19 protein-coding genes are annotated in these 24,364 nt (G+C 45.2%); all 19 read right to left on the bottom strand.

The annotated features are described in order from the left end of the window. Positions 1-45: 45 nt before the first annotated feature. Positions 46-1,815: an SLC13 family permease gene (locus ACP3PW_RS06140; RefSeq protein ID WP_426415796.1), complete on the bottom strand. Its 1,770-nt coding sequence runs from the start codon at positions 1,813-1,815 to the stop codon at positions 46-48. A gap of 60 nt (positions 1,816-1,875) precedes the next feature. Then, positions 1,876-2,997 (bottom strand): glycosyltransferase family 4 protein, encoded by a 1,122-nt coding sequence (locus ACP3PW_RS06135; RefSeq protein ID WP_426415795.1) that lies wholly within the window; start codon positions 2,995-2,997, stop codon positions 1,876-1,878. Beyond that, positions 2,994-3,746: a glycosyltransferase family 2 protein gene (locus tag ACP3PW_RS06130; protein WP_426415794.1), complete on the bottom strand. Its 753-nt coding sequence runs from the start codon at positions 3,744-3,746 to the stop codon at positions 2,994-2,996. The genes ACP3PW_RS06135 and ACP3PW_RS06130 overlap by 4 nt, the downstream gene beginning before the upstream one ends. A 46-nt stretch (positions 3,747-3,792) precedes the next feature. Continuing rightward, positions 3,793-5,943: a glycosyltransferase gene (locus ACP3PW_RS06125; protein WP_426415793.1), complete on the bottom strand. Its 2,151-nt coding sequence runs from the start codon at positions 5,941-5,943 to the stop codon at positions 3,793-3,795. Further along, positions 5,940-6,773: a hypothetical protein gene (locus ACP3PW_RS06120; protein ID WP_426415792.1), complete on the bottom strand. Its 834-nt coding sequence runs from the start codon at positions 6,771-6,773 to the stop codon at positions 5,940-5,942. Before ACP3PW_RS06120 ends, ACP3PW_RS06125 begins: the two co-directional genes overlap by 4 nt. Positions 6,774-6,917: 144 nt before the next feature. Next, complete coding sequence (locus ACP3PW_RS06115; protein ID WP_426415791.1) at positions 6,918-7,646, bottom strand: hypothetical protein; 729 nt, start codon at positions 7,644-7,646, stop codon at positions 6,918-6,920. Between the two features lie 206 nt (positions 7,647-7,852). Continuing rightward, a complete protein-coding gene (gene galU, locus ACP3PW_RS06110) occupies positions 7,853-8,680 on the bottom strand; it encodes a UTP--glucose-1-phosphate uridylyltransferase GalU (RefSeq protein WP_426415790.1) in 828 nt (275 codons plus the stop codon). Positions 8,681-8,922: 242 nt separating this feature from the next. Then, positions 8,923-9,885 carry a GDP-L-fucose synthase gene (fcl, locus tag ACP3PW_RS06105; RefSeq protein ID WP_426415789.1) on the bottom strand — a complete coding sequence of 321 codons (963 nt, stop codon included), beginning with the start codon at positions 9,883-9,885 and terminating at the stop codon, positions 8,923-8,925. A 5-nt stretch (positions 9,886-9,890) separates the two neighbouring features. Next, positions 9,891-10,760 (bottom strand): class I SAM-dependent methyltransferase, encoded by an 870-nt coding sequence (locus ACP3PW_RS06100; protein WP_426415788.1) that lies wholly within the window; start codon positions 10,758-10,760, stop codon positions 9,891-9,893. Between the two features lie 11 nt (positions 10,761-10,771). Then, entirely contained in the window at positions 10,772-11,887 is a 1,116-nt protein-coding gene (gmd, locus tag ACP3PW_RS06095; protein WP_426415787.1) for a GDP-mannose 4,6-dehydratase, read from the bottom strand. 86 nt (positions 11,888-11,973) lie between these two features. Further along, entirely contained in the window at positions 11,974-12,750 is a 777-nt protein-coding gene (locus ACP3PW_RS06090; RefSeq protein ID WP_426415786.1) for an FkbM family methyltransferase, read from the bottom strand. Between the two features lie 160 nt (positions 12,751-12,910). After that, positions 12,911-13,618, bottom strand: a complete 708-nt coding sequence (locus tag ACP3PW_RS06085; protein ID WP_426415785.1) for a sulfotransferase family 2 domain-containing protein — start codon at positions 13,616-13,618, stop codon at positions 12,911-12,913. Positions 13,619-13,627: 9 nt separating this feature from the next. Further along, positions 13,628-17,143, bottom strand: coding sequence for a glycosyltransferase family 2 protein (locus ACP3PW_RS06080; RefSeq protein WP_426415784.1), 3,516 nt, complete (start codon positions 17,141-17,143; stop codon positions 13,628-13,630). Positions 17,144-17,167: 24 nt separating this feature from the next. Further along, positions 17,168-18,115: a sulfotransferase gene (locus ACP3PW_RS06075; protein ID WP_426415783.1), complete on the bottom strand. Its 948-nt coding sequence runs from the start codon at positions 18,113-18,115 to the stop codon at positions 17,168-17,170. A 2-nt stretch (positions 18,116-18,117) separates the two neighbouring features. Beyond that, complete coding sequence (locus ACP3PW_RS06070; protein WP_426415782.1) at positions 18,118-19,620, bottom strand: hypothetical protein; 1,503 nt, start codon at positions 19,618-19,620, stop codon at positions 18,118-18,120. A 19-nt stretch (positions 19,621-19,639) separates the two neighbouring features. After that, entirely contained in the window at positions 19,640-20,356 is a 717-nt protein-coding gene (locus ACP3PW_RS06065) for an ABC transporter ATP-binding protein (protein WP_426415781.1), read from the bottom strand. Further along, on the bottom strand, positions 20,356-21,132 hold the full coding sequence (locus tag ACP3PW_RS06060) for an ABC transporter permease (RefSeq protein ID WP_426415780.1): 777 nt from the start codon (positions 21,130-21,132) through the stop codon (positions 20,356-20,358). Before ACP3PW_RS06060 ends, ACP3PW_RS06065 begins: the two co-directional genes overlap by 1 nt. Before the next feature lie 35 nt (positions 21,133-21,167). Beyond that, positions 21,168-22,580 carry a mannose-1-phosphate guanylyltransferase/mannose-6-phosphate isomerase gene (locus ACP3PW_RS06055; RefSeq protein ID WP_426415779.1) on the bottom strand — a complete coding sequence of 471 codons (1,413 nt, stop codon included), beginning with the start codon at positions 22,578-22,580 and terminating at the stop codon, positions 21,168-21,170. Between the two features lie 49 nt (positions 22,581-22,629). Next, positions 22,630-23,979: a phosphomannomutase CpsG gene (locus tag ACP3PW_RS06050; protein ID WP_426415778.1), complete on the bottom strand. Its 1,350-nt coding sequence runs from the start codon at positions 23,977-23,979 to the stop codon at positions 22,630-22,632. Positions 23,980-24,364: the final 385 nt, after the last annotated feature.

The following is a 24,364-nucleotide window of genomic DNA, read 5'->3' as shown; positions in this document are numbered from 1 at the left end:
TCAAACTATCGATCCCCACAGACGTCACCACCTGCCAGGAAATTGCTAGAAAGCCCAGACTCTGGGAATAATCGTTAACGCGGTTACTGCCACCAGAATACTCAATGGCAACCCCAGGCGTACATAGTCAACGAAGCGATAACCACCCGGTCCCTGCACCATTAAATTGGTTTGGTAGCCAATGGGAGTCACAAAACTGGCCGAAGCGGCTACCATCACCGCGACGGCAAATGGGGCAGCATTTACCCCTAAAGACTGAGCAGCGCTCACCGCGATGGGGAACATTACGATGGCCGCCGCATTATTGGTGATGCTCTCGGTCAACAGCACGGTCACTAGATAGATAGCCACCAGTAATAAAAACGCATCGCCTCCGGAAATAGCAAGCGCCTTAGCGGCAATCAACTCCGCCAGCCCTACTTTCTGTATGGCTGCCCCCAAGCCAAAGGCGCAGGCGATCACTAATAGCACGCGGTAATCAATGCTCTTGCGTGCCGAGTCAATGGTCAGGCATCCACTTGCCAACATCCCTCCGACCGCCAACAGTGCTGCTTGCATTAACCCCAGCACGCCGAATGCCGTAAGCCCGAGCATGGTGATCAAAACCGCAAGCGCAAGTGGGGCCTTGTCGTAACGAAGGTTTCGACTATTGGCCAAGCGCGAAATAAGCAAAAACTCCCGGCTATTACCAAACTTAAACAAGAAGCCCTTCTGCGCCTCCAAAAGCAGGGTGTCGCCGGCGCGTAAAACAACATCCCCCAGCTTGCCCGTTAAACGCTGGCCATTGCGTGCTACCGCCAAAACGGCGGCGTTGTAACGATGACGAAACCTCGCATCGCGGATGCTCTTGCCCGCACAGGGGCTTTGGCCAGAGACGACCGCCTCGAACAAGCGCCGATCACCGTGCTCTCCCTCTACCTTAAAAAGCTGGTCTGCGGCTACTTCCAACCCACGAATTCGTCGCAACTCCACCACCGAAGCAACCGCCCCAGCAAAAACCAGCTGATCTCCGGCCTGAATTAACGTGCGAGGAGAAACCACCGTCAGCACCTCCCCTGCGCGGCCAACCTCCACTAAAAACAGACCGGGTAGGTGTCGTAAACCTGCCTGCTCGATAGTTTGGCCAATCAGTTCGCACTCGGGAGAAACGACCATTTCAACCGTGTATTCGCGTACATCATCAAAACTTTCTGCAGCCCCCATTCGGTCAGCAAGCAAGAACCGACTAAAGAGCAGTAGATAGATACATCCGACCAATACCAGTGGAACCCCCACCCAGGCCAATTCAAAAAGAGAAAACCCCTGGAATCCGCCCTGTCGCATCAAGCCATCGACGACCAGGTTGGTACTGGTGCCTACCAGTGTGCAAGTGCCACCCAGAATCGACGCATAACTAAGAGGCAAAAGCAGTTGCGAGGGCGTAAAGGGGCTTCTTTTGCACCAGCTTTGAACGGCAGAAGTGAACATGGCAACAACGGGGCTGTTGTTTACAAATGCGCTGAGTAACGCGACAGGGAACAGCAGCTGGGCTCGCGCCGCCATCAGGTTACGAGGGCGACCGAGCACCCAACGACTCAACCAGTCGATCGCGCCCGTCTCGCGCAGCCCTGCCACCACCACGTAGAGCAACGCAATGGTTACCAAACCCTGATTACTAAACCCAGCTAATGCCTCTACCGGTGTCAGTATATTGGTGAGTAGCAGAATCCCAAGAGAGACCAGCAGCACTATGTCCGCAGGGAAGCGGCCAAGCGCCAGCAAACCCAATACCGTAGGAAGCAGTAACATAACAACCAGGAAATCAAACGAAGCCACAAATCATCCTGGTACGAGGCGAGTCGGCGGGGTAGCGATAGTTGATTGGCCGTAACCGTTTCATCGGCCACGCTCATCGAGTAATGAACGATAGAGCTCCACATAGGAGCTTGCCATCCTGTCGGCAGTAAACAGTTCAGTATAACGCTGGTAGGCCTTCTCCCCCATATTGGCCGCCAACTCTGTATCATTCCAGAGGCGATCCATTGCACCTCGAAGCGCTACTGGGTCGCTGGGGGGAACGACCAGGCCTGTCTCCCCATCGATATTGATGTAGGTAGTGCCGGTACCGATCTCACTGGAGATAAGGGGCTTGCCGTACATTGCGCCCTCCAGCAAAGAGACTCCGAAAGCCTCCGACCGCAAATGAGAGGGGAATACGATCCCATGGGCAAGGCTCAGCAATGCGACCTTGTCCGCTTCAGATACCCTGCCAACAAAATGAATGTTGGTTACCCCCTGCGCTCGGACCTGTTGCTTAAGTTCCTGTTCGATCGGGCCCGCCCCCACAATAACAATGGGATAGGGCGCATCTTTCGCTGCCTCGATCAATATGTGCAGGCCCTTGTAATAACGGAGCAGCCCGACAAACAGGAAAAAACGGCAACCAAATCGTTCGCTCCAACGGGAAACCTTAGCATCAACCGGAACAGGATAACCTCCCTTATCCAACCCGATAGGGATTGAAATTACCTTGCCGTTATAGCGATTCAGGACGCTGCTATTGCGAAGGTAGTTGGGGGACGTCGCAACAATTCGATCAACACTGGAGAGAAAGCGTCGCTTTAGAGGGCGGTAGATCTTTAAAAGATTTTTCTGTTTAACGATGTCAGAGTGGTAGGTAACGACGGTCGGTTTATTAATGCCACTGAGCAGATGCAGCAGGTCGGTGAAGGGGTACGGGTAATGATAGTGGACGATATCCGCCTGTTTAACACGCTGGCGAAAACGCCATAATGCCGATACAGAAAACGGTGTCGATGCCACATCCAGGTGTGATCGGCAACGGTGGACCAAATGCCCATCTACCTCAACGGTACGATCAACCATACTGGAACTGAGTGTCAACACCTCGGATTCTACTCCCTGTCGTGCACAACCCCTTATGATCTGGTTAATAACCTGCTCGACACCACCCACGGTATCCGGATAGTAGGTTTTATAAAAATGCAACACTCTCATCGGAGCCAATTCCTGATGGACTTAAACCAAACCGCATAAGGTTGTGCTAACCACCACTTAATAGGGACAGTTCCGTAATGCTGCTGTACAACTGCAATGGCCTCTCGATAGTGCTTGGCTCGATGCCTTTGGGTTTTAGTTCCATGATGATCACGATTGACGGCTACAAAGTCTGCATAAAAATGGAGTGGCCCACACTGCCTGAACAAACGCCACCACAGATCATAATCCATTACCATATCAAGTCGTTCATCCAAACCATTAACCATCTCCCAGGCTGAGCGACGGATCAAGGTAGCAGGCTGAGAGATAATACAGCGTACCGCCAACCGACGCTCCCGAAAAGGTTCGACCCAAACAGGTCGCCGTTCGGCTGATTGTTCTACAACATTCCACGCCTTACCATAGACGGCGGGAGCATTAGGTTGGGCATCAAGGTGACGCACCAACCTATCCAGGCCATCGGGCAAAAACCAGTCATCGCTATTTAACCAGCACACATAAGGGGCAGTTCCTAACGCCATACCCTCGTTAATTGCTGATGATTGACCCTCATCGGCGCGAGTTCGCCAGCCAGATAGTTTATCGGCATATTTCTCAATGATATTTAATGAACTATCTGTTGAACCACCATCCATTACAAAGACTTCTAAGGGTACCCTTTGTTGAAAAATAGATAGCAAAGCCTGCTCAAGGTAATCCCCTTGATTATATGAAGGCACAACGACTGTAATTAATGGGTCGTTCAAAACAGGCCTGGTATAAACGTCATATGTAACCCCTCACAATTGGAAATCAGACCCTTGCCGTCAGCCACCGCACCAGAAGGTTTTTTACATGCCCAGGGAGAATCTTTGCTATTTTATGCGGCCAATGATTAGGAAGGAAGTCTACCAACCCATTAACCGAAGCACGAATCTTATGGTTTAACTTTTGGGTGATCGTAAGATCATGCCACCCCTTGCTAGCGAAGTTAACGATCGCGCTTTTTTTGGAAAAGCTAATTTTATGCGGCAGAGACCAACGATCGATGAGGCCCTGCTGATTCAGCACGGAGAAAAAACTAAAATAGGAAGCTTCTAATGAAAATTCGTTACGGCAATAGATAGGAGCAAATTCAGACATTGTTTTTAACAGTGCTCTGTCATCATAAAAGCTCATAATGGCTAAAGCTAAGGCGCCAGCAGAAACCTCATCGACCCTTACCCCCGTAACACCATGCATTACTGCATCTTTAACACCGGTGACATTAAAGCCAATCGACGGAGTCCCACACATCGCCGCTTCAACAAATACCTGCCCAAAGGTTTCTTCGGCACTTGGTCCAACATAAACATCGGCCGCCTGCAAAGCAGACACGAGTATGCTTACATCATTCACATATCCTAACTTTACGAGGTCAATCCCTGGCAAATCAATCGGTTGATCCAACTTCCCAATTAAAATGAGTGTTATTGCTTTATCTGAAAGTTGTTGCAACGCTTCAACTAATAACGCGCCACCTTTGCGACCATCGCTTAACGACGAAACACTAAATGCAATTACAAATCTCTCGGGCGAAATGTTAAGTTTCTCTTTGGCTTCTATCTTATCTCTTGGTTTAAATATCTCAACTGGTGCACCTAGAGATATTTTGAAACTTTCAACGTTATTTGAAAAAGTAGAAAGCACTTTATCAATAATGCTTTTTGACCAGCTCGAATTAGCCAGAAAGTTAAATTGTCTGGATTGCGACAAAAACTCGTGCTTATTCTTCCACGCCGGCGCAATGAACTCTTTATCTAGCATGGGATACTGCTGGTGAGTCGGGCAACCATCATTACAACCTGCAAGGTATTGATCACAACCGGAAGTGTATGCGCAACGCCCGGTAATCAGCCAGAAATCGTGGGTTAACCAGTAACAAGGATAGTGGCTTTCCAATTTTGAAAGTATTGAAACAGACGATTTATCTACCGCGTGCAAGTTACCAAAAACCACAAAATGCGGTGAAAATGTTTTTACTTTATCAACAAGATCTTGATAATTATTCGCGTCTGCAGATGACAACAAATCAAACACTGCTACGTTATGGCCGGCAAGCTCAAATGCGCCAGCAATACGCATGTGCGCAATACCGGCACCATACTGATAGCCTATATCGTTGACGAAAGCGACTTTGAGTTTTTGACCCCAGTTTACCAATGGCCTTTTCGAGCCAGACCAATCAATGTTATTTTCTTTACAGAAGTTATCTCTAACCTCTAATAGCTCAGCTTTGAATTTTTCCGGGTTAGCAGTTTTTTGATCTGCATGGGTACGAAAATGTACCATTGGCGTACCAATAACTTTAATCTTAGCCTCTGCTAAAGCAAAACGGCACCATAGCTCATAATCCATACTATAGTAGCAATCTTCTCGAACATGACCTCCGGACCGTTGCCATAAAGAACGAGTAAAAAAAACTTCTGGCTGATAAAAAAACTGTCCCGCATTCCAGCCATTATCAAGATCGAGAAGTTCGTTTAGCGCTAATTGACCATTGCCGCACGAGGTAAGATGTCGGTGCGTTAAATTACCATCTTCATACACCTCACAAATCCCGGCAATTAGATCGGAATCAGATGTAATAAACGCCAGTGCCGCCGACAAAAGCGCATCAGGGGCAAATTGGTCATCACTATTAAGCCAGCAAAAAATGTCACCGGTAGCTTTGGAAAAACCTTTATTAATGGCATGGCTCTGGCCATTATCCGGCTGGCTTACGAAATGATCAATGCGATCAACATATTCGTTGACAATACTGACAGTGTCATCAGTAGAGCCGCCATCGACAATTATATACTCAAGATTCGGGTATCCCTGGGAAAGCACGGACTCTATGGTTTCCCGAATATAGCCCCCCTGATTGAAAGAAGGCGTTATAACGCTAATCTTAGGTAAGCCAGTTTTCTGCAATATACTCACTGCTTATTACCGCTCAATATTACATCACGAATTTGAGCCGGCTTAACAATGCTATCCTTTAAAAATTCAGCGAGCGCTTCATCTCCGGCTACCAGCCCCGACAAACATTTTGCATCGAAATCTTCTAGTGTAAGCATGGGCGAAACGCTTACATTTTTACGTGTTGGCAGAACGGCATAATCAAAAACATCAACAAAAAGATCATCAAAGCTGTCAGAGGAGATAACAAATAGTTCCTTGCTCTTAATCATTTTTTTCCAGCACGAGCCAAGTAAAAACAGCGAATAAACCTTACCCATTCTGTCTCTATACACATCAGAGCGCAGCAAGCACTTTGCAAACTCTTTGGTATTACTAAACTTCATAGGAAAGTTTTCCAGCCACTCCTTACAAAAGATACGTTCCGCCTTAAGCATCCCTTGACCATCGATGTAGTTTGAAACCCTCCGCATGATCATGTTTACATTCGAAACATGTACTTCCGCAGGGTTACGATAGGCTGTTAAAACCAGTGATATATGCTCAAGGCACCCTGAATTTTCAATTACTTTCAAGCTGTGATGCGCTCTGGTTATAACCAGCATCTTTTCATCAGTATTACTAAAACGCAGTAGTTGACCAGCCAACGTTTCCGGCAGAGCGTCAACCGAGATAATAACTGCTTTTTTATCTTGCCCTAATGTTTCTCCAAACGACGTGCCCCCGGTTTTGGGGATGTGTAGAAAATGCAACGCATTAGATGGCTTCTGCCTCAAACACTCTTTAACCAACAGCCAACGCTCAGCGTCAGAAAGGGGCTCGACGATCTCGGCCAGATCAAGTCGATTCATACCCCCAGCTAAAAGCTGCTCGACGCAGCAGCCAAAGTGAGAACACTTATCTCCGCTAGCGCCAGTCTTCAAGATGCGTTGAACCCATCGAGATACCTGAGACACCGGAGACCTTAAAAACTTAGTTGAGGTCATCAAATTAAATTACTTGAGCAAAGTTTTAATTGCTTTGAGCATCGACGACTTAGGAACACAATGCACGTCCGACAGGTAAAAACGGAATTGTTGATCCCCACCATGTTCAGGAGTCAACAATTCGACATGAGTGTGGTCGCTTAGCTTTTTACTTGGCGGAATGTAGCAGAGCAGTCTTAGCTGGCCATTAATTACAGCGTGTTTGTGCTTAAGCTTAACGCCATCAACCTTAATCACTGCTCGATCCAACAGCTGTTTGTCCGAGACATCAGCAATGTCGACGGCAAGCGTTTTTTTAGACGCTCTGTTAATCGGTAGTATTAATTTTACTGTCGATGCGGGTGACAACGAATGGTACGGCAAGTTATTACTGGTATGCTGCAGGTGGCCCAGATGATTTTCCCGGCCAATTTTTTCAATTGACAGTTTGCATTCATCCCGCATCAGAGATTGTGCCGCCAACTGCTGCTGCTTAATATTTAAAGATTCATGCTGCTCAGTTGTTACATGACCATCTAAAACAAGGGTCTGCTCAATAACAGACAAACGTGCGCTAACTTGCGCAAGCGTGAAGGAAAGCTCATCGCATATCGCATCCAGGCGCTCATCTTCTCCAAGCTTACCCTCCAGGCGAGCCCTGAAGTTCTTCTTTATCGTCTTTTGCTCAACATTGATTAACGATTCCAGGTATAGAATATCGTCAAAAACTTCTCTTTGTGGCTCATCAGTCATTGACATTTGCAGACCCTCAAAACATTAAAAATCATTGAACAAATCATAATTGGGAATACGCTATTGTAGCGTTGTTTAACCGCTCCCACCACAACACAAAGAAACCACCATTTTGTACGTTGCAGCCCATTTTTTTGGGTGGAGAGGTCAATACTGCCTGAATAACTGAGTGGGCAGGCGCCGGTACAAATGGGCATAAATATCGTTTTCTTTTAGAGGCTATAGAGCCCTTTTTCATAACAGTAATTGGTAGCTTCGATAAAGCCGGGCACAGAACCACAATCAAAACGTTTACCCTTGAATTTATAGGCTATAACACAACCTGTCTGGGCTTGAGTTTGGAGAGCGTCTGTAATCTGGATCTCGCCACCTTTACCGGGTGCGGTCTGCTCCAGAATGTCGAAAATGTCGGGGGTGAGGATATAGCGGCCTATGATCGCCAGGTTACTAGGGGCTTGCTCAGCGCTTGGCTTTTCAACCAGCTTATCGACGCGATAGATGTCTTCCCTGATCATTTCCCCGGCGATGACCCCGTACTTGTGGATCTGGTCACGGGGAACCTCTTCAACGGCCACGATGCTGCAGCGAAATTGCCGATACAGGTCAACCATCTGTTTGAGCACCCCCTCTTCCTGGTTTAGGCAGAGATCGTCTGCCAGCACCACGGCGAAAGGCTCGTTGCCGACCAGAGGTTTCCCGGTGAGAATCGCGTGGCCTAGCCCCTTCATTTCACGCTGACGGGTAAAAGCGAAGGTGCAGCTGTCGAGCAGATTGCGGATGCCACTGAGTAGCTCCTCTTTCTCTGTACCAGATATCTGGTGCTCCAGCTCGAAATTAGTGTCAAAGTGATCGGCCAACGCACGTTTCCCGCGACCGGTGACTACCGCAATTTCGTTCAAGCCGGCCTCAAGTGCTTCGTCTACTCCGTATTCGATCAGCGGCTTGTTGACTACAGGCATCATCTCCTTGGGCATGGACTTGGTAGCAGGCAGGAAGCGAGTTCCGTAGCCTGCGGCGGGAAAGAGACATTTTGTGATCATTGAATTACCAAGATTTATTAGTATTGATAGTTAATTGTTGTGGGCGGTGAGCTGATGGTGTCGGCACGTTACGGCCGTATGGTTTAATTACAACTGTTCATTGTGAGATCTCCATCCCGGTAGATTAACTGGAAAGCTTTCATTGTCATGGCCCGACGCCTAAAGGGTAAAGTCATGGCCAATCATTTAACCGAGGAGCCTATTGAGAACCCATGGTGAATCATTTATCCGGAATCACAGCATTACGCACGAAAATCATCCTGATGTGCCAGGAACCATTCATACGCATGGGCAAGGCCCTCTTCCAATGAGTAACTGTACTTCCAACCTAAATCCGACAGACGCTTAACATTCATCAACTTTCGCGGCGCACCGTCCGGCTTCGTGGTATCCCAGCGAATCTCGCCCTCATAGCCAACAACTTTGGCAACAGTTTCGGTTAACTCCTTAATGGTGCAATCAACACCAGTACCCACGTTAATATGACTTAACATAGGCTGAGTGTTTTGCTCGTATACGACTTTGTCTAACTCCATTACATGAATAGAAGCAGACGCCATATCGTCAACATGTAAGAATTCGCGCATTGGCTTACCACTACCCCAGGCAACTACTTCATCATCTCCTCGCAACTTGGCCTCATGAAAACGTCGCAACAATGCAGGAATAACGTGGGAGTTTTCTGGATGAAAGTTATCCTGTGGGCCATAAAGGTTCGTCGGCATTACCGAACGATAATCCACGCCATATTGTCGGTTATAAGATTCACATAACTTTATGCCTGCAATTTTTGCCAGTGCATAAGGCTCATTAGTTGGCTCAAGCGTACCGGTGAGCAATGCGCTCTCACTCATTGGCTGTTCAGCCAGCTTGGGATAAATACAGGATGAGCCTAAGAATAGTAACTTTTGAACCCTACACTGATGAGCGGCATGAACAATATTGCACTCGATCATCAGATTTTCATAAATAAAATCGGCAGGATAAGTGTTGTTGGCGTAGATGCCTCCCACTTTAGCTGCGGCAAGATAGACCTGATCGATAGCTTCCTGCTCAAAGAAATCGAGTACCGCTTGTTGATTGCATAAATCAAGCTCCGAGCGATCACGCAACGCCAGCACGACGTCGTCGCGTTGCTGTAATTGGCGAACGATCGCCGATCCGACCATACCCCGGTGGCCTGCTATAAATATTTTTGTTGTCATTTTTATCACTTTATATCCGGGACTGATAATCCGGCTTTACATATGCCGATTTGTGAATCTTTCTTGCCGTAAGCGAATAAACGTTTAGATGTTTCATCCCAAAATGTCTGAATTTGTTCAAAACCAGCTTCTTGCATCATTCTTTCTAACGCAGGACCAGACATAATGAAGTAATTCCAACCGCCCCGATTCAGTTCTTCTCTTGTCCCGTTTTGATGGTAAATATAATTTCCATCAAAACGGCAAATAGGTTCGTCACTCTGTATCCCAGCAGTTTCGATTAAAATGTCACCACCTATCCTTAAAGTATTAAATAAAATCCTCAGTGCCAGTACAGGATCAGAAAGGTGATAAATAACGCCAGGGAAATACACACAGTCAAATTGATCGTAAAAACGTTCTGAATTTAAATCATATAAAGACTCAGAAATCACTTCTGCATTGCAACCAAAAGCATTAGATAAATAACGAGTAGTATCCGCATATTTTTTGACTTCTTCTACTGCTGTCACTTTTTCAGAAATAGCGCTCAATAAAAGAGTAGTCCCCCCAGTCCAACAACCAATATCAAGAACATGCTTGTTTTCAAATGAACCAACTGTAAGAGGGAAAAGTTCTAAAAATTTATCAAACAAATATAAGTGCCTATTACCCATACGACCATCAATTTTAAAATCTCCGAAATCATGATCGTGCCCCCAATGAAACTTGATACTCAAATCCCTTTGCTGTTCTAGCTCAGACTCTAAGTAACCTTCCGATTCAAAGTCAATTTCTCCTAGCCTTCCTTGTAAATTAGCTTTGAGTTCTTCGGGAGTAACATTTACCAAATTCGCAGAAGAAAACTGCCTGAAAATATTTTCAGATTTAGACACTCTACTACTCACTATTCTTTCGCTACCGAAACACTATAACCATGCTGTTTCAAAATCGCATGTTGTTTGGCTTTGTCTAAATCACATTGCACCATCTCGGCGCACATTTCTTCCACGGTGATCTCTGGTACCCAGCCCAATTTTTCTTTGGCTTTAGATGGGTCACCAAGCAAAGTTTCAACTTCTGCCGGGCGGAAATAGCGTGGGTCTACTTTAACAATCACATCACCTACGTTAACGCCTGGCGCATTGTTACCTTCAACGGCTGTAACAGTAGCGATTTCGTCAACACCTTTACCGCTAAACTCAAGGGTTATACCCGCCTCAGCGGCAGACATGCTAACAAACTCTCGCACCGAGATCTGCTTGCCGGTAGCAATTACAAAGTCTTCGGGCTGTTCCTGTTGCAGCATCATCCACTGCATGCGTACGTAGTCTTTGGCATGCCCCCAGTCACGCAGCGCATCCATATTGCCCAGATACAAGCAGGGCTCAATCCCCTGGGCAATGTTGGCAATGGCACGAGTGATTTTGCGGGTAACAAAGGTTTCGCCGCGTCGCGGAGACTCGTGATTAAACAAAATGCCGTTACAGGCATAAATACCGTATGACTCACGGTAGTTTACTGCAATCCAGTAGGCATACATTTTCGCCACTGCGTAAGGTGACCGCGGGTGAAAAGGGGTGGTTTCCTTTTGTGGGATCTCTTGCACTTCACCATACAGCTCAGAGGTAGACGCCTGGTAGAATCGGGTCTTGTTCTCCAGCCCTAAGAAACGGATTGCTTCAAGCAACCGCAATGTACCCAAGGCATCAACATCCGCAGTATATTCCGGGGCTTCAAACGACACCGCAACATGAGACTGCGCGCCCAGGTTATACACTTCATCGGGTTCAACCTCTTTCATAATACGAATAAGGTTGGATGAATCGGTCAAATCACCGTAATGCAGTTTAAAGTGTGCATTTTCTACATGCGGGTCTTCATAGATATGATCAACACGCTGAGTATTAAACAACGATGCGCGGCGCTTAATGCCGTGTACTTCATATCCCTTTTCTAATAAGAATTCGGCTAAATACGAGCCGTCTTGTCCGGTAACACCGGTGATTAATGCTTTTTTCATTCGTGATAGCTCAACACTAAATATTTATCATTTTAAAAAGACCAAACCATTATTAGGCATAAAGTATTTTCGGAACGAAAGATTATCTAAAGCTGTGATTTTAAAGTCAGGTAATCTTTATGCCGCGCGTGCAAATCAAACCAACCACCCACGCTGTCATCCCAATCTGGATTCTTTCTGCCTGTATCAACATCCCAAACTTCTGAGACATGCGAGAAAACTTCCTTGTATGAAAGCCACTCACCCTCAGTTTCTTCACCGAACTTTCCACTTGCTCCAAATTCAAACTGGTGATCAACATATCTTCCTTCTAGAGCTGGCATACATTGCTGCAATTTGTGTACATTGTTTTGCTGTATAAACTTAAACCTGTCGTATCCTTTCGCTGCCAAGTCTTTCAACATCACACTCCCGTTCTCAATAGATATGTAAGGGATAGGATAATCATTGTCCAACACTGACCTCACAGCAACTCTGTCGTTTCCCTCGATATCTATTTTTAAATAGTACGGCACACCATGTGCATTAATTATATTACTTAGCGTGTCTGTAGGAACTTGAATTTCGGTTAATTGATGGCCAGCTCTGCCAGCTATACTACTGTAAAAAGAACTCCACTCACGGGAATGCTCATTAACATAGAAATTCATGGAACCAACATTGTCTGATACACCAACATTTAATACTCTTAATCTTCCATCGCTAATCTCATCTCTAAAAGTAGCTATGGCTTGCTCACACAGATACGGATCAGCCTCAACAGCTACAACTTTAAAACCTTTTTTCAGGTAATAAGTTGTGTCCTGCCCTGTATTAAGGCCGACATCATAAATAATAAGGTTTTCAAAACAACTATGATCCATACCCACCCCACTTGAGAATAATTGGATTTAAAACGAGCCTATATATCCCACACAAAAAGGAAATTCATATATTGCTAGTAATATTAATTGCCAAGCATCAAATCTGTCTTCCTTAAACCCATGTACTGACCATGCTTCTTCGTGAACTGGCTGTACTAGATCACCTTTTAATTTCTCTGGATTTACTATTAAACAAGGCCAAAGATTTTTGGTGGATTTCATAATCTAACTCGTGTTTACTGTACAAAAACTTAAGCTCTGAACTAGTAAAAAAATCTCTTTTTATAATATCTTTACCTTTTAGGTTGATCGAAGCAGTGTCATTTTGAATTTCTTGCAGCTTAACATCTTGGGACAAGACATTCTTAAAAAAAGAATGGAATAGCGTAAGAGATTTCTCCATTGGAAAAATACTTATACATGCGAACAGATCATCAACAGTCATACCTCTGCGTAGCTCTAAAAATTTAAACTGGAAATTTTCTTGTTGTGAAAACACAAACTCCTTGGGATCAAAACTCTGGTGAGCATTATGATTCGGATGGTGCTCATTAACTAAAACGTAGTTATAAAGACTTAATAGCCTGTCTATAGGATCTCGTACAGACGTTATAACCTGTACTTCACCATGACTCATCATTCGATTAGCTGCGGAATTGCTCAGAAAATCTTTTACCGGTAGATGCCCAATTACAGCTGGAATTCCTTTAAGCTCATCCGCTTTAAGATTACAAAATTCGTCTGGTAAAAAGTCAGCACCAAATTTTGTATCCCATACTTTTATACAGCTGCTAGCTGAATAAGCATGGAGAAAATAGCTTTTGAGAGATGTGCCGCCAGCTTTAGGTATATGAGGAAAATAAATCACAACTACATCCTATTGTTGTTCAAAGACTGTCTGATTAACTTGTAAATAATCGAATACAATTTTACTTTCTTTGATCCCGGCAGGATCATTAACTCGATTGTGTGACTGCTGATTTATGTAGTACTGGGATAAAACCCTTGGATATAAAATGAAGTGCTCCCCATGCTTAGTGCACTCAAGCCAGAATGCCCAATCTGCACTCGTGCCGTACTTATCCTCGTCAAAATAACCGTATTTCGTATGCAGTGACTTATCCCATATAGGCATGCAATGCATAATATTTTGCGATTTAACATGCCCTTTTTCATCAGTTAAATACAAAGAAGAAAACTCTATATTTTCATCGTATCCATGCGTAAACCAATACTGGTTAACGGTCGTTGTATACCAAGAGGTATTTCTTGCCGTAGTCGCTCGAATAGCTGCTGCTGCACCACGCTTGCTGGGAGCTGCTAATAATTTATCTAGTAGTGCTTTGGCCTGAAACGGGCTGCGACGATCATCCAGATTAGCGTTTGAAACATACTGTGCTTTTGCTCGCTCTATAGCATACTGCCAACAGTTGTATAAACCGGGGTCTTTCTCTAACCGATAATAGGTAAAATAAGCCTCATATTCTGGATGTTCTTTAATAAAAGCATGAAAGATTGCTTGCTCATTTTGCGGTGAATTTGCGTCAACAATGATAACCTCACCATTACACTCATGCGCTGCTACCGAGATATTTTCTAGGTAACCGTGCATAAACTCTTCACCTTTAAAAACAGAAGTAATGAAAGTTATTGCCGGTTTTTCAGCTATAGTATGGTTCTCTTGCTGGCTGTTTTTCTGTTTATTTAAAACTTCTAAATCAGCTATAAAAGGCTTAAAATAATGCGCAAATGTTTCATTAGATAAACTGGAATTTAACAACTCCAACTGTTCACAATTTAAAGCTAATAATAATCCATATGTGTCGATATCATTTAAGTGCGGCAAATAATCAACAACATAAGCCGGATCATAATCTAAGCCGAAATTTCCATCAAACTCATACATTTCATTTTTGAAGTCAAGAAATTTCCCTTTATTTTTCGCCCTGATTCGATTAACTGTGGCTAATAAGTCATTAGTGTTTATACAAGATGTAGCATAACTACCCGAGTCAACTTCAATTCTGGTTTCGTCTTGAACACCAATATAAATGTGCTCATCTTCCAGTGCACAAATAAATGACTCGATCTGTTGGTAAATAAGAGAGCTTCTCTGCGACTCAGGCAATATAATCCAAATACTTGTTGGACAATTGAGTGCTGCTAAAACTTCTTTTGCCAGTAAGACCGACACCATTACCTGCAACAAATTACTTGCGCTATCGTCAACGTGGATTTTTATTAGTGTGTTATACCAGTCGACAGTGCCAGAATAACTATCATCAGGTAAGCAAGAATCTAGCTTACACCACTTACTTCCTTTGAGCGGCACAATACCGTTGTTCAAGGCAATTTCGTCGTTCAGCTTTTTATCAATTATTTCTTTGTCACGCACAGCCTTTTCTTCAGATGAGTTAAAGACAGGATCATGAACATGATAAATATTAATGTCTAAACATGGGTTATAGAGCTGGTAAGGTGAACGCTCGACATAATAGTTAATAAACGAATCACAGTGATACGACCCTATCGGAAAATTCGCCTTAAATTTATGTTTACGTGGAGCCTGATAAATCCACATATCCGCAGAAAAAGTATTCGGAATACCTAACTGATTCATTATTAAGCCTTCAGGCTCTTTGGACTTTGGCTCTACCTCGTGACGACTCAGCGCCCAAAATGCATTTTGATGTAAATGTTTTTTGATTTGCAAGGCACTTTCGTCCGCTGCAATATCTGCATTGGCAACACAAATAATGTCTTGAGGGAACAGGATGTCTGTAGTATCAAACAAGAACTCAAACGTTGGCCTGTCTTTGTATATAACGAATAAGATCTTTTGCCAGTGCTCTGTATGTTGAAGACGTTCTTTAAGTGCATTATACAAAGTACTGTCATTTTCTTCGTAGTATAAAACAAGCACATCGAAGACTTTAATATTTTGTTCAACGCAATAAAGATACTCTTCAAGTCTGTCTTGACGTTTTTCATCATAAAGGCTGGTTACAAAAACAAGTTTTCGCTGTTCACCTGTCAAAGCATCAGCAGCTAAGTGCGTTAACTTTATATTGGGTAGGTTGGTAGCCGGACGTAAATTGAAACTTGTATCTTTATACTTGATGTCCAAGTTATGTTTTAAACCTTCACACTCAATAACTGAGCCTGAAAGCTTATCAACACTAAGCTTTGGCAAAAGGTTTTCATCGAGTAATTTGGAGGCTGCACTTTGAGAGGTGATTTTTTGTATAACATCAAGAACCGCTTCCCTAGGCGAGCCGCTTTTAAAACTCTCCAACAAATCTGATAGGTACTGCTTATTACTCGCAAGTGAACGCCACAAATCAGGTGATATCCATGATGCCATTTCTAAAGTCGCGTATTTTTCAGCATCTTCTATCACATGAGGTGGTATATCAATACTGGCCGTTATTCTGGATAGTAGCCATTCGTTACCAAGTTGCTTCTTAAGAGAATAGTTCTGTAATAGCGTTTCGCTCCAAGCATCAAATAGTGAAGTAATATACTTATTTCTCATGTTGTAATATTCGGTTGGCTCAAAATGGCCAAGAAATAAGTTCTTATTCACCGATTGGTGTTTTAGTCGTTCTTCCTGATCTTGCTCTAGATGAACTATGGTGTTGGGGTTAATAAACTTGGTTTGACAGCCAGATAGACAAGATAATCGTTTATAAATATCTGAATCATCCCAACCATAGGTTGTTATCAGTTCATTGTAATAACCAATCTCCTTAAGAGCCCTTTTACAAGCCCCAAAAGAACCATTAACAAACTTTTGTTCGTCTTCACCTTTTTCTACAGCGAACTTCCAGTTACCACGAACGAAGCTCCCCTCGCTAAAGTAGTTTTCAACAACAAAGTTTGAAGTTACCTCGATATCTGCATCAAATTTAAGTATTTTTGAGTAACTTGCAAACCTAAGACCCACATTAAAGCCATAAGTTAAAACCCATTTCGGCTCACCCTCTACACGTAATATTTTTATACGACTATCATTTATTTCTTTGATACTCTCGCTAACGGGCTCATTTGACGACCAATCAACAATGACAATTTCATCAACGGGTAGCTTTACCCAAGTTTTTAATGCTTTAAGCAAGTTCTCGTTGCGATTCATGCAGCAAGAAACAATACTTATACCGGGTTTTATTGGTTGGGAGTCCAAATCTGAAAGCTTTCTGGCAGTGAACTCTTGAGGTTCATTATTCACTGTAACATTCAGCCCTTTTGGCAGTTTAGAAGATAGAGCCAAATAGAGCGCATTACTTTTTTCTGAGAGCTCTTCCTGCGATATCTCAGCTAACACTTTCTGGGCAAACTCATAGTTTTTCGCATCTATTTCATCTTTAACCAATTGAAACTTTTTGGATAGCATAAATACATCCTTGCTTTTATTTGCTTATACTTGGCACGAACTACAAAAATTAATCGCCCTAAATTTTTTATAGAATTCTGATTTTTCAGACTCTTTAAGAATATCCTCAGGAGCAATTCTTTCACGCTTGCCAATCACATCAGCACTACGCCCGCTGTCGCCTGTCACTTTGAACATGCCAAACACATCTTCAAAAGTTTCGTCAAAAGGCAAATCAAGCGCTTTACTAATAGATTGCATCTGCCCTTGGGGCGTTTTTAAAAAGTCTTCATATTTAAAAATTTGATCTGGGTTAAACTGCTTAAGCAAGAGCAGTAAACGTCGGCAGTATTCATCAAAACTTTGCGGCTCAAAATGTACCCAGCCGTTTTTCACCAACGACGCGTATGAATCTATTGGGTCACGCAGCGTTAATACAGATTTAATCTCATAATCCTCTTCAAGAAGCTCTATAAGTGCGCTTTTTTCGGGGATTTGGTCTGTGGTATTAAAATCTGCATGGGTATGGTCTCTTAGTACCAATATACCGCCCTGCGTTTCTACGTGCTGATAAACCTGGTTAATAGATTGTTTAAAAAGCTTACCGGCCAGGTCTTTCTGTTTGGGAACACCCGCGTATTTTGCCAATGACGCTATATCTGAAGGTGCGTATTTTGGCTTATCTTTACCCAACGCCAAATCTGTAAACGGGTGTACTTCACTCAGCAAGTACACGTTCGGCATCGCAGAAATACATTTAGAGATTAGCGTTCCCCCACTACAGGCCAAATGATGGATAATGCGAAGAGTGGGCTTTGTTTTTTGGTGTTTCTTGGAAACGCTTTCACACCTTGCGATCAATGACTGGGTATCAACGAGCAGATCGGTCGATGCGGGTAAGTTAGCCGTATCCCGCTCTGCCACACTGGCATTCTCAATCAGGCCGACGGCATCGTCTAGCTGCTTTTTGAAGAGTTCAAAGCTTGATGGCATTTTTAGCTCTCTTCCGCCTGCGCCTGAGGGGGTAAAAGCTCTGGATGCTCTTGCTGGAGTTTAAAATAATATTTTGATGCCAGGGTCAGTTTTTCCCTTAGCTCATTCACCAGCTCTACCAACTCCTTTTCGGATGCCTCTTTTTCCGCATAGGATTCACGCAGATGGTCTAGGTCGATCTGTGCTTTGGCCAACATTTTCTGGCCCAAATTTGCACTTCGTGTTTTTTCCTGAAGTTCTGCCTGTAAACTACCAATTTGCAGGTTTAACGCCTCTGTTAAATCACTCTTTTCTTGATCCCAGGCGTTCTGTTTTGCCTCTTGCTGGGCTAACTGGCTTGCCAACTCCTCCGATCGGGATTCAATGACTGCAAGTTCTTTACTTTTTTCATTCAGCCTTCCGTTCGCCTGATCTAGTTGTTCCATTATGCTGGCAACTTCCGACTCTTTTGACTCAATTGCCTGAATTGCGTCCGTTAGTGCTTTATTCATATCTTCAATCGCTGATTGATGCTCTATCTCTGTTGCTTCAAGCCTTACTGTTAAGTTTGAATTATCGCTTTCAAGCTTCGATATCATCTCTTCGCGTTCAGTTAACGCTGCGGATGTCTGGGAAAGCTTATCGGTTATCGCCGTAACTTCTGCCTCTTTTAACTCAAGCGATGCGCTGATCTCTATTATGGTATTGGTTAGCGCATTATTGTTTTTACTTAATGTTTTTTGCTCGGCCTGTGCTTCCCCTATCTCTATAGCCAATTCTTTATTTTCAGTTTTAAGTACGGCTAGCGCCTTGTCAGCATCACCAAGCTGTTCGGTTTTTCGGGTAAGCGTAGCGTTGAGTTGTGCTATCTCTTCTGCTACTTCCCGGCTTTTTATCTCTGCCAGTGCACTTAATTCATCGGCCCTATGGAGTAGCTCTTCTCTTTCCTCTTTCAACTCGCCAACAGATTCATTAGCTGTTTGGAGTAATGCACTAGCCTCTTCCTTTTTTAGGTATAAGGATTCCAGCTCCTCTTGAAGTTGGCTAATTTGCAGTAAAGCTAATTCTACTTCACCCTGCTGACTCTCCTGCTGACTCTCCTGCTGACTCTCCTGCTGACTTTTATACTCTTCGCACCGGCGTTCGAGCTCGCTTATATAATCATTATTTCTCTCATGAGTTGTTTCTCGGCTACCAGCTTGAACAATAGCATCCTTTAACTCATCCCTGGCTAATTCAAGGCTTTTCGCTAACTCGTTTTTTTCATTAGTTAACCGCTCGACACACTTTTGTAGTTCAGCGCTCGCTTTAAACTGTTCAGAACCTAGGTATTTTTTGTCTTTTAAACGCGCTTTGCGTAATAACAAGGCAGCTGGAGAGACGCTACGCGAATACTTATCGCTAGCTTGTGTTTCTTTTAGCTTGGTATATTCAACGTAGTAATGCTCCAACTCTTCTTGCAACTGGTTTATTTGCAATAATGACAGTTCTAGTTCAGCTTCCAGTTCAATGTGTTGCTGCATCATCCAAGCCCTAATTTCATCATTATACTGCAGACCCAATAGTTACCCTATTGGGTCGACTATATTCCTGTAACACCATTTTTGTTTCACCCTCCATGACCACTTGCCCTTTATCTAGCCAGATAGCGCGCTGGCACAGCCGCTGCACCTGTGGTTCGCTGTGTGATACGAATACTACTGTCTGCTTCGAGTTGATTTTCCTAAGCATGACATCCTCGGCCTTTTGGCGAAATTTAGCATCCCCTACCCCGAGCACTTCGTCAATTAGCAATAGATCTACATCCATTGTAATCGCCACTGAAAACCCTAGCCTGGCCCTCATTCCTGATGAGTAGGTTTTAACCGGTTGATCGATGAAATCACCCAGCTCTGAAAATTCAATCACTTCTGCTAAGGCCTCCCTGGCTTGTTTTTTTGTGGCCCCTAACAGCATTGAGCCAAGAATCGCATTGTCACGCCCCGACAGTTCTGCATCAAATCCTACGCCCAGGGTAAGAAGTGACACACTGGCACAGTGCCGAACGACACTCCCGCTATCGGGCTTATAGATTCCGGCTAACACTTTTAATAACGTTGATTTACCACAGCCATTGCTGCCAATCACCCCAAGGGTTTCACCACGCTCAACGACGAAGTTGACTTTATTCAGCGCGGTAAACTGCTCGTGCCTGAAAAACGCCAAGCGGGTTTTATAGGTAACGGTAACATCGTTTAGCTCCAGAACATTACTTCGCTGCATTATTGAATGACCACTCGAGCATAAACGGTATCTTTTTTACTAAACCACACACCCATAACCACGATTACAAGCACACTTACTACACTAATGGTACTTAATGACTGCATGTCTGGCGGCATGTTACCCAGCAATACATCCCTGTAGTTTTTAATCAAATCTGCTAGTGGGTTCATTAAAAACAACTCTTGGTGTCGCTCGTCTAGCATCTCTTTGTAGCTATAAAAAATGCCAGAACCAAACATCAATAACATCATCCCTGTTGAGATGATAAATTTAAAATCAGGGATAAAGGGTGTCACTGCTGCAGCAAACAGGGCACATGCGATGATGAGCAGAAGCTGGGTGATAATAACCGGTGCCATATACAACCAATTACCGGTTATTTCTACACCGTAACAAACAAGAAAAACAAAGAAAAACCCAAATACAAATAGCTGTTTTACAAAATCCTGCGCGACAACAAGCAGTGGAAAAAACGGTTTGGGTATCTTGATTTGATGAATAAGCCCTTTACCCGCCACAATGGAGTTTGATGAATTAGCCACCGATTTTGAAAACCATAAAAACGGAATTTTACCGCACAGCAAAAACACCAGGAAATCCTCTGTGCCTCTATTAAGAAAAACACTAAATACTAAATAAAACACCGCTACAAATAGCGCCGGCTCCAGTATCCACCATATGTACCGTAGATGGGTTTTTTTAGTTTCCGATTTTAAATTAAAAACAAGCTTGGCAAAAAACACCTCAAGCATATGGGATTTAGTCTTTCGCATTCATCTTACTCACGTGTTATCACTCCTGGCATCCCCTATACACGGTTATAAAGATCGCTAAACCGCACAATATCATCCTCACCCAAATAGCTACCCGACTGCACCTCGATCAGTTCCAAGGGGATTTTCCCCGGATTCTCCAGCGCATGGACTTCACCGATGGGGATATAGACTGACTCGTTCTCGGCAACCACTGATACCTGCTCGCCGCAAGTCACTCTGGCGGTGCCACTTACCACCACCCAATGCTCGGCGCGGTGGTGATGTAGCTGTACCGACAGCTTTTCGCCGGGCTTTACCAAAATGTGCTTAACCTGATAGCGATCTCCGCTGGCGATGGACTCATAGTGACCCCAGGGTCGATAGACATGAACCAACTGATCCACCTCGGGACGCCCTTCTGCCTTGAGCGAATTAACGATTGCCTTTACATCCTGCACCCGATTTTTATCCGCAACCATTACGGCATCCGTTGTTTCCACCACAATAAGGTTGTCTACACCTACCGTAGTGACCAGACGCTTGGTCGCATAGATCATCGAGTTGGACGTATCATGACTGACCACATCGCCATGCGATGTATTGTTGAATTGGTCCTTACTTCCTATATCCCATAGCGCCGACCAGGAGCCAACATCGTTCCAGCCTGCATCAAGCGGAACTACTCGCGCCAAGGCGGTATTTTCCATCACGGCGTAGTCGATGGAATCGTCGGGGCATGCAGCAAAAGCATCATGATCGACACGCACAAAATCGAGATCACCACGCTCTGTACCCAGCGCCTTGCGACAAGCCCCCATGATATCGGGCCGATACCGGTTCAACTCCTCGAGGTAGCTACTGGCCCGAAACAGAAACATACCGCTGTTCCAGAGATATTCTCCGGAGTCCAGGTAACTCTGCGCCGTTTCAGCGTCCGGCTTTTCAACAAACTTTTGTACGGCCATTGAGCCGCTTGCATCCAGCTGGCCTCCTGTCTGGATATAACCATACCCCGTTTCGGGTGCACTCGGCACGATACCAAAGGTTACCAAGGCCCCGTTTTCCGCAGCCTTTACTGCCTGTGCAATGGCCTGATGGAAAGCGCTTTGGTTTTCGATTACATGATCTGCTGCCAACACCAATAGCAACGGATCGTCACCGGATTGACAAGCATGCAACGCTGCCAACGCCACCGCCGGTGCAGTATTGCGCCCCACGGGCTCCAACAAAATCGCTTCTGCTGCAATGTTAAGCTCTCGCAACTGCTCAGCCGCCATAAAACGGTGGTCTTCATTGCATATAACCAGAGGGTTACCCAGCGCAGGAACACCCTCCAAGCGCTGCACGGTATCCTGAAACAGTGTGGTGCTGTTAACCAGGGGTAGAAACTGCTTGGGCTTTTGTCGACGCGACGCTGGCCACAAGCGAGTACCGGAACCACCGGACATAATTACAGGCATTAGCATTTAATGACTCCACAGATTTGGATTATGATCACAGCGATTCCGTACTGCTCTATCCATGTAGCACCCGAAGAATGTCTTCCGTTTTCTTTTGCATCAACGCCTTATCACCCCGACTTTCCACATTCAGCCGTACCACCGGCTCGGTGTTGGAGCTGCGCAGGTTAAAGCGCCAGTGCTCAAACTCCATACTGATGCCGTCGGTGGTGTCGGTATTAATGGCATCGGCGGTGTAATGGGCGCGCACTCGCTCGATCGACTGGGCCGGGTTATCCAGCCGGCGGTTGATCTCACCCGAGGCGGGGAACTTTGCCATGCGTTCGTTCAACATCTCCGACAGGGGCTTGCCCTGGGTACAGATCAGCTCGGCAACCAATAGCCAGGGGATCATGCCGCTGTCGCAGTAGCCGAAATCACGAAAATAGTGGTGCGCGCTCATCTCACCGCCGTAAACGGCGTCTTCCAGGCGCATACGCTCTTTTATAAAAGCGTGGCCGGTTTTGCTCTGTATGGCTTTGCCACCTTGTTGCTGGCAGATCTCTCGGGTGTTCCAGGTCAAACGAGGGTCGTGGATGATGCTGGACCCGGGCTGTTTACTAAGGAAGGCTTCGGCCAGCAAACCGACAATATAGTAGCCCTCGATAAAACGGCCGTTTTCGTCAAACAAAAAGCAGCGGTCGAAATCCCCATCCCAGGCGATGCCCATATCGGCCCCCTGCTCGATAACGGCCTGCGCCGTCGCGGGCTGATTTTCTGGCAAAATCGGGTTAGGGATGCCGTTGGGGAAATCCCCATCGGGGGTGTGGTGTACCTTGATCAGCTCAAAGGGCAGCACCGCCTCCAGCGCATCTACAAGAGGTGCGGCGGAACCATTGCCGGCATTAACTACCAGTTTCAGGGGCTTCAACAGTGAAGGCTCAACAAAGCCCTGCAGAAAAGCGACGTAGTCGGCCCGGGTATCCTGCTGGCGATATCCGCCCCGAACGGTAACTGCGAGTGCGTTATCGAGCTCGCCGCCATAAACGATATCGCGTATATCGTTAAGACCTGTATCGCCACTGATGGGGCGCGCTTCACGGCGCACCAGCTTCATGCCGTTGTAATCGATGGGGTTGTGGCTGGCGGTGACCATAATGCCGCCGTCCAGATCGAGATGGCGGGTGGCGAAGTAGACCTCTTCGGTACCGCAGTGACCGATATCGACCACATTCACCCCTTCATCACGCAACCCATTACTCAGCGCCTGCTTCAACGGCTCACTGGAATGGCGAATATCACTACCCACCACCACTTCGGCAGGCTGTAGAAAACGCGCATAGGCTCGGCCAATACGGTAGGCGAACTCTTCATTTAGCTCGCTGTCGAGCTGGCCACGAATATCGTAGGCTTTGAAACAATTCATTAGGCCAGTCATTTCCTACTTGATTCTCCCTGCTCTTACTGCCACAGCTGGCACGAAAGTACCACTTATATCCAAAACAAAGTCAGTCTCTAGCGTTTGAGCTTATCCCAACGCCATCAGGTGAAGTGGAGAGATGGATCACACACAAAGAGAGACACTACGCACAACATGACCATTATCCGGAAATTTGAGCCAGAGTCACTCTTGACATTGGTCGAGTGCCCCCCCCCCCTGGCACCAATCCTTGACCCACATCAACGACCCTTCGTTAATTGGTAAGCTGTGCATTGGTCACCAGTCTCACAGCATAGGCTGTGGCATAGCCACTATCTATAATGTGTATCTATACAGGTCGCCTAAATGGACAGGTTCGGGCCAGCAATTC

It is taken from the genome of Aestuariirhabdus sp. LZHN29 (assembly GCF_049985285.1).
Classification (GTDB): Bacteria; Pseudomonadota; Gammaproteobacteria; order Pseudomonadales; family Aestuariirhabdaceae; genus Aestuariirhabdus.
Note: the sequence above shows the minus strand (reverse complement) of the source record. Positions and strands in the feature narration are given on the sequence as shown.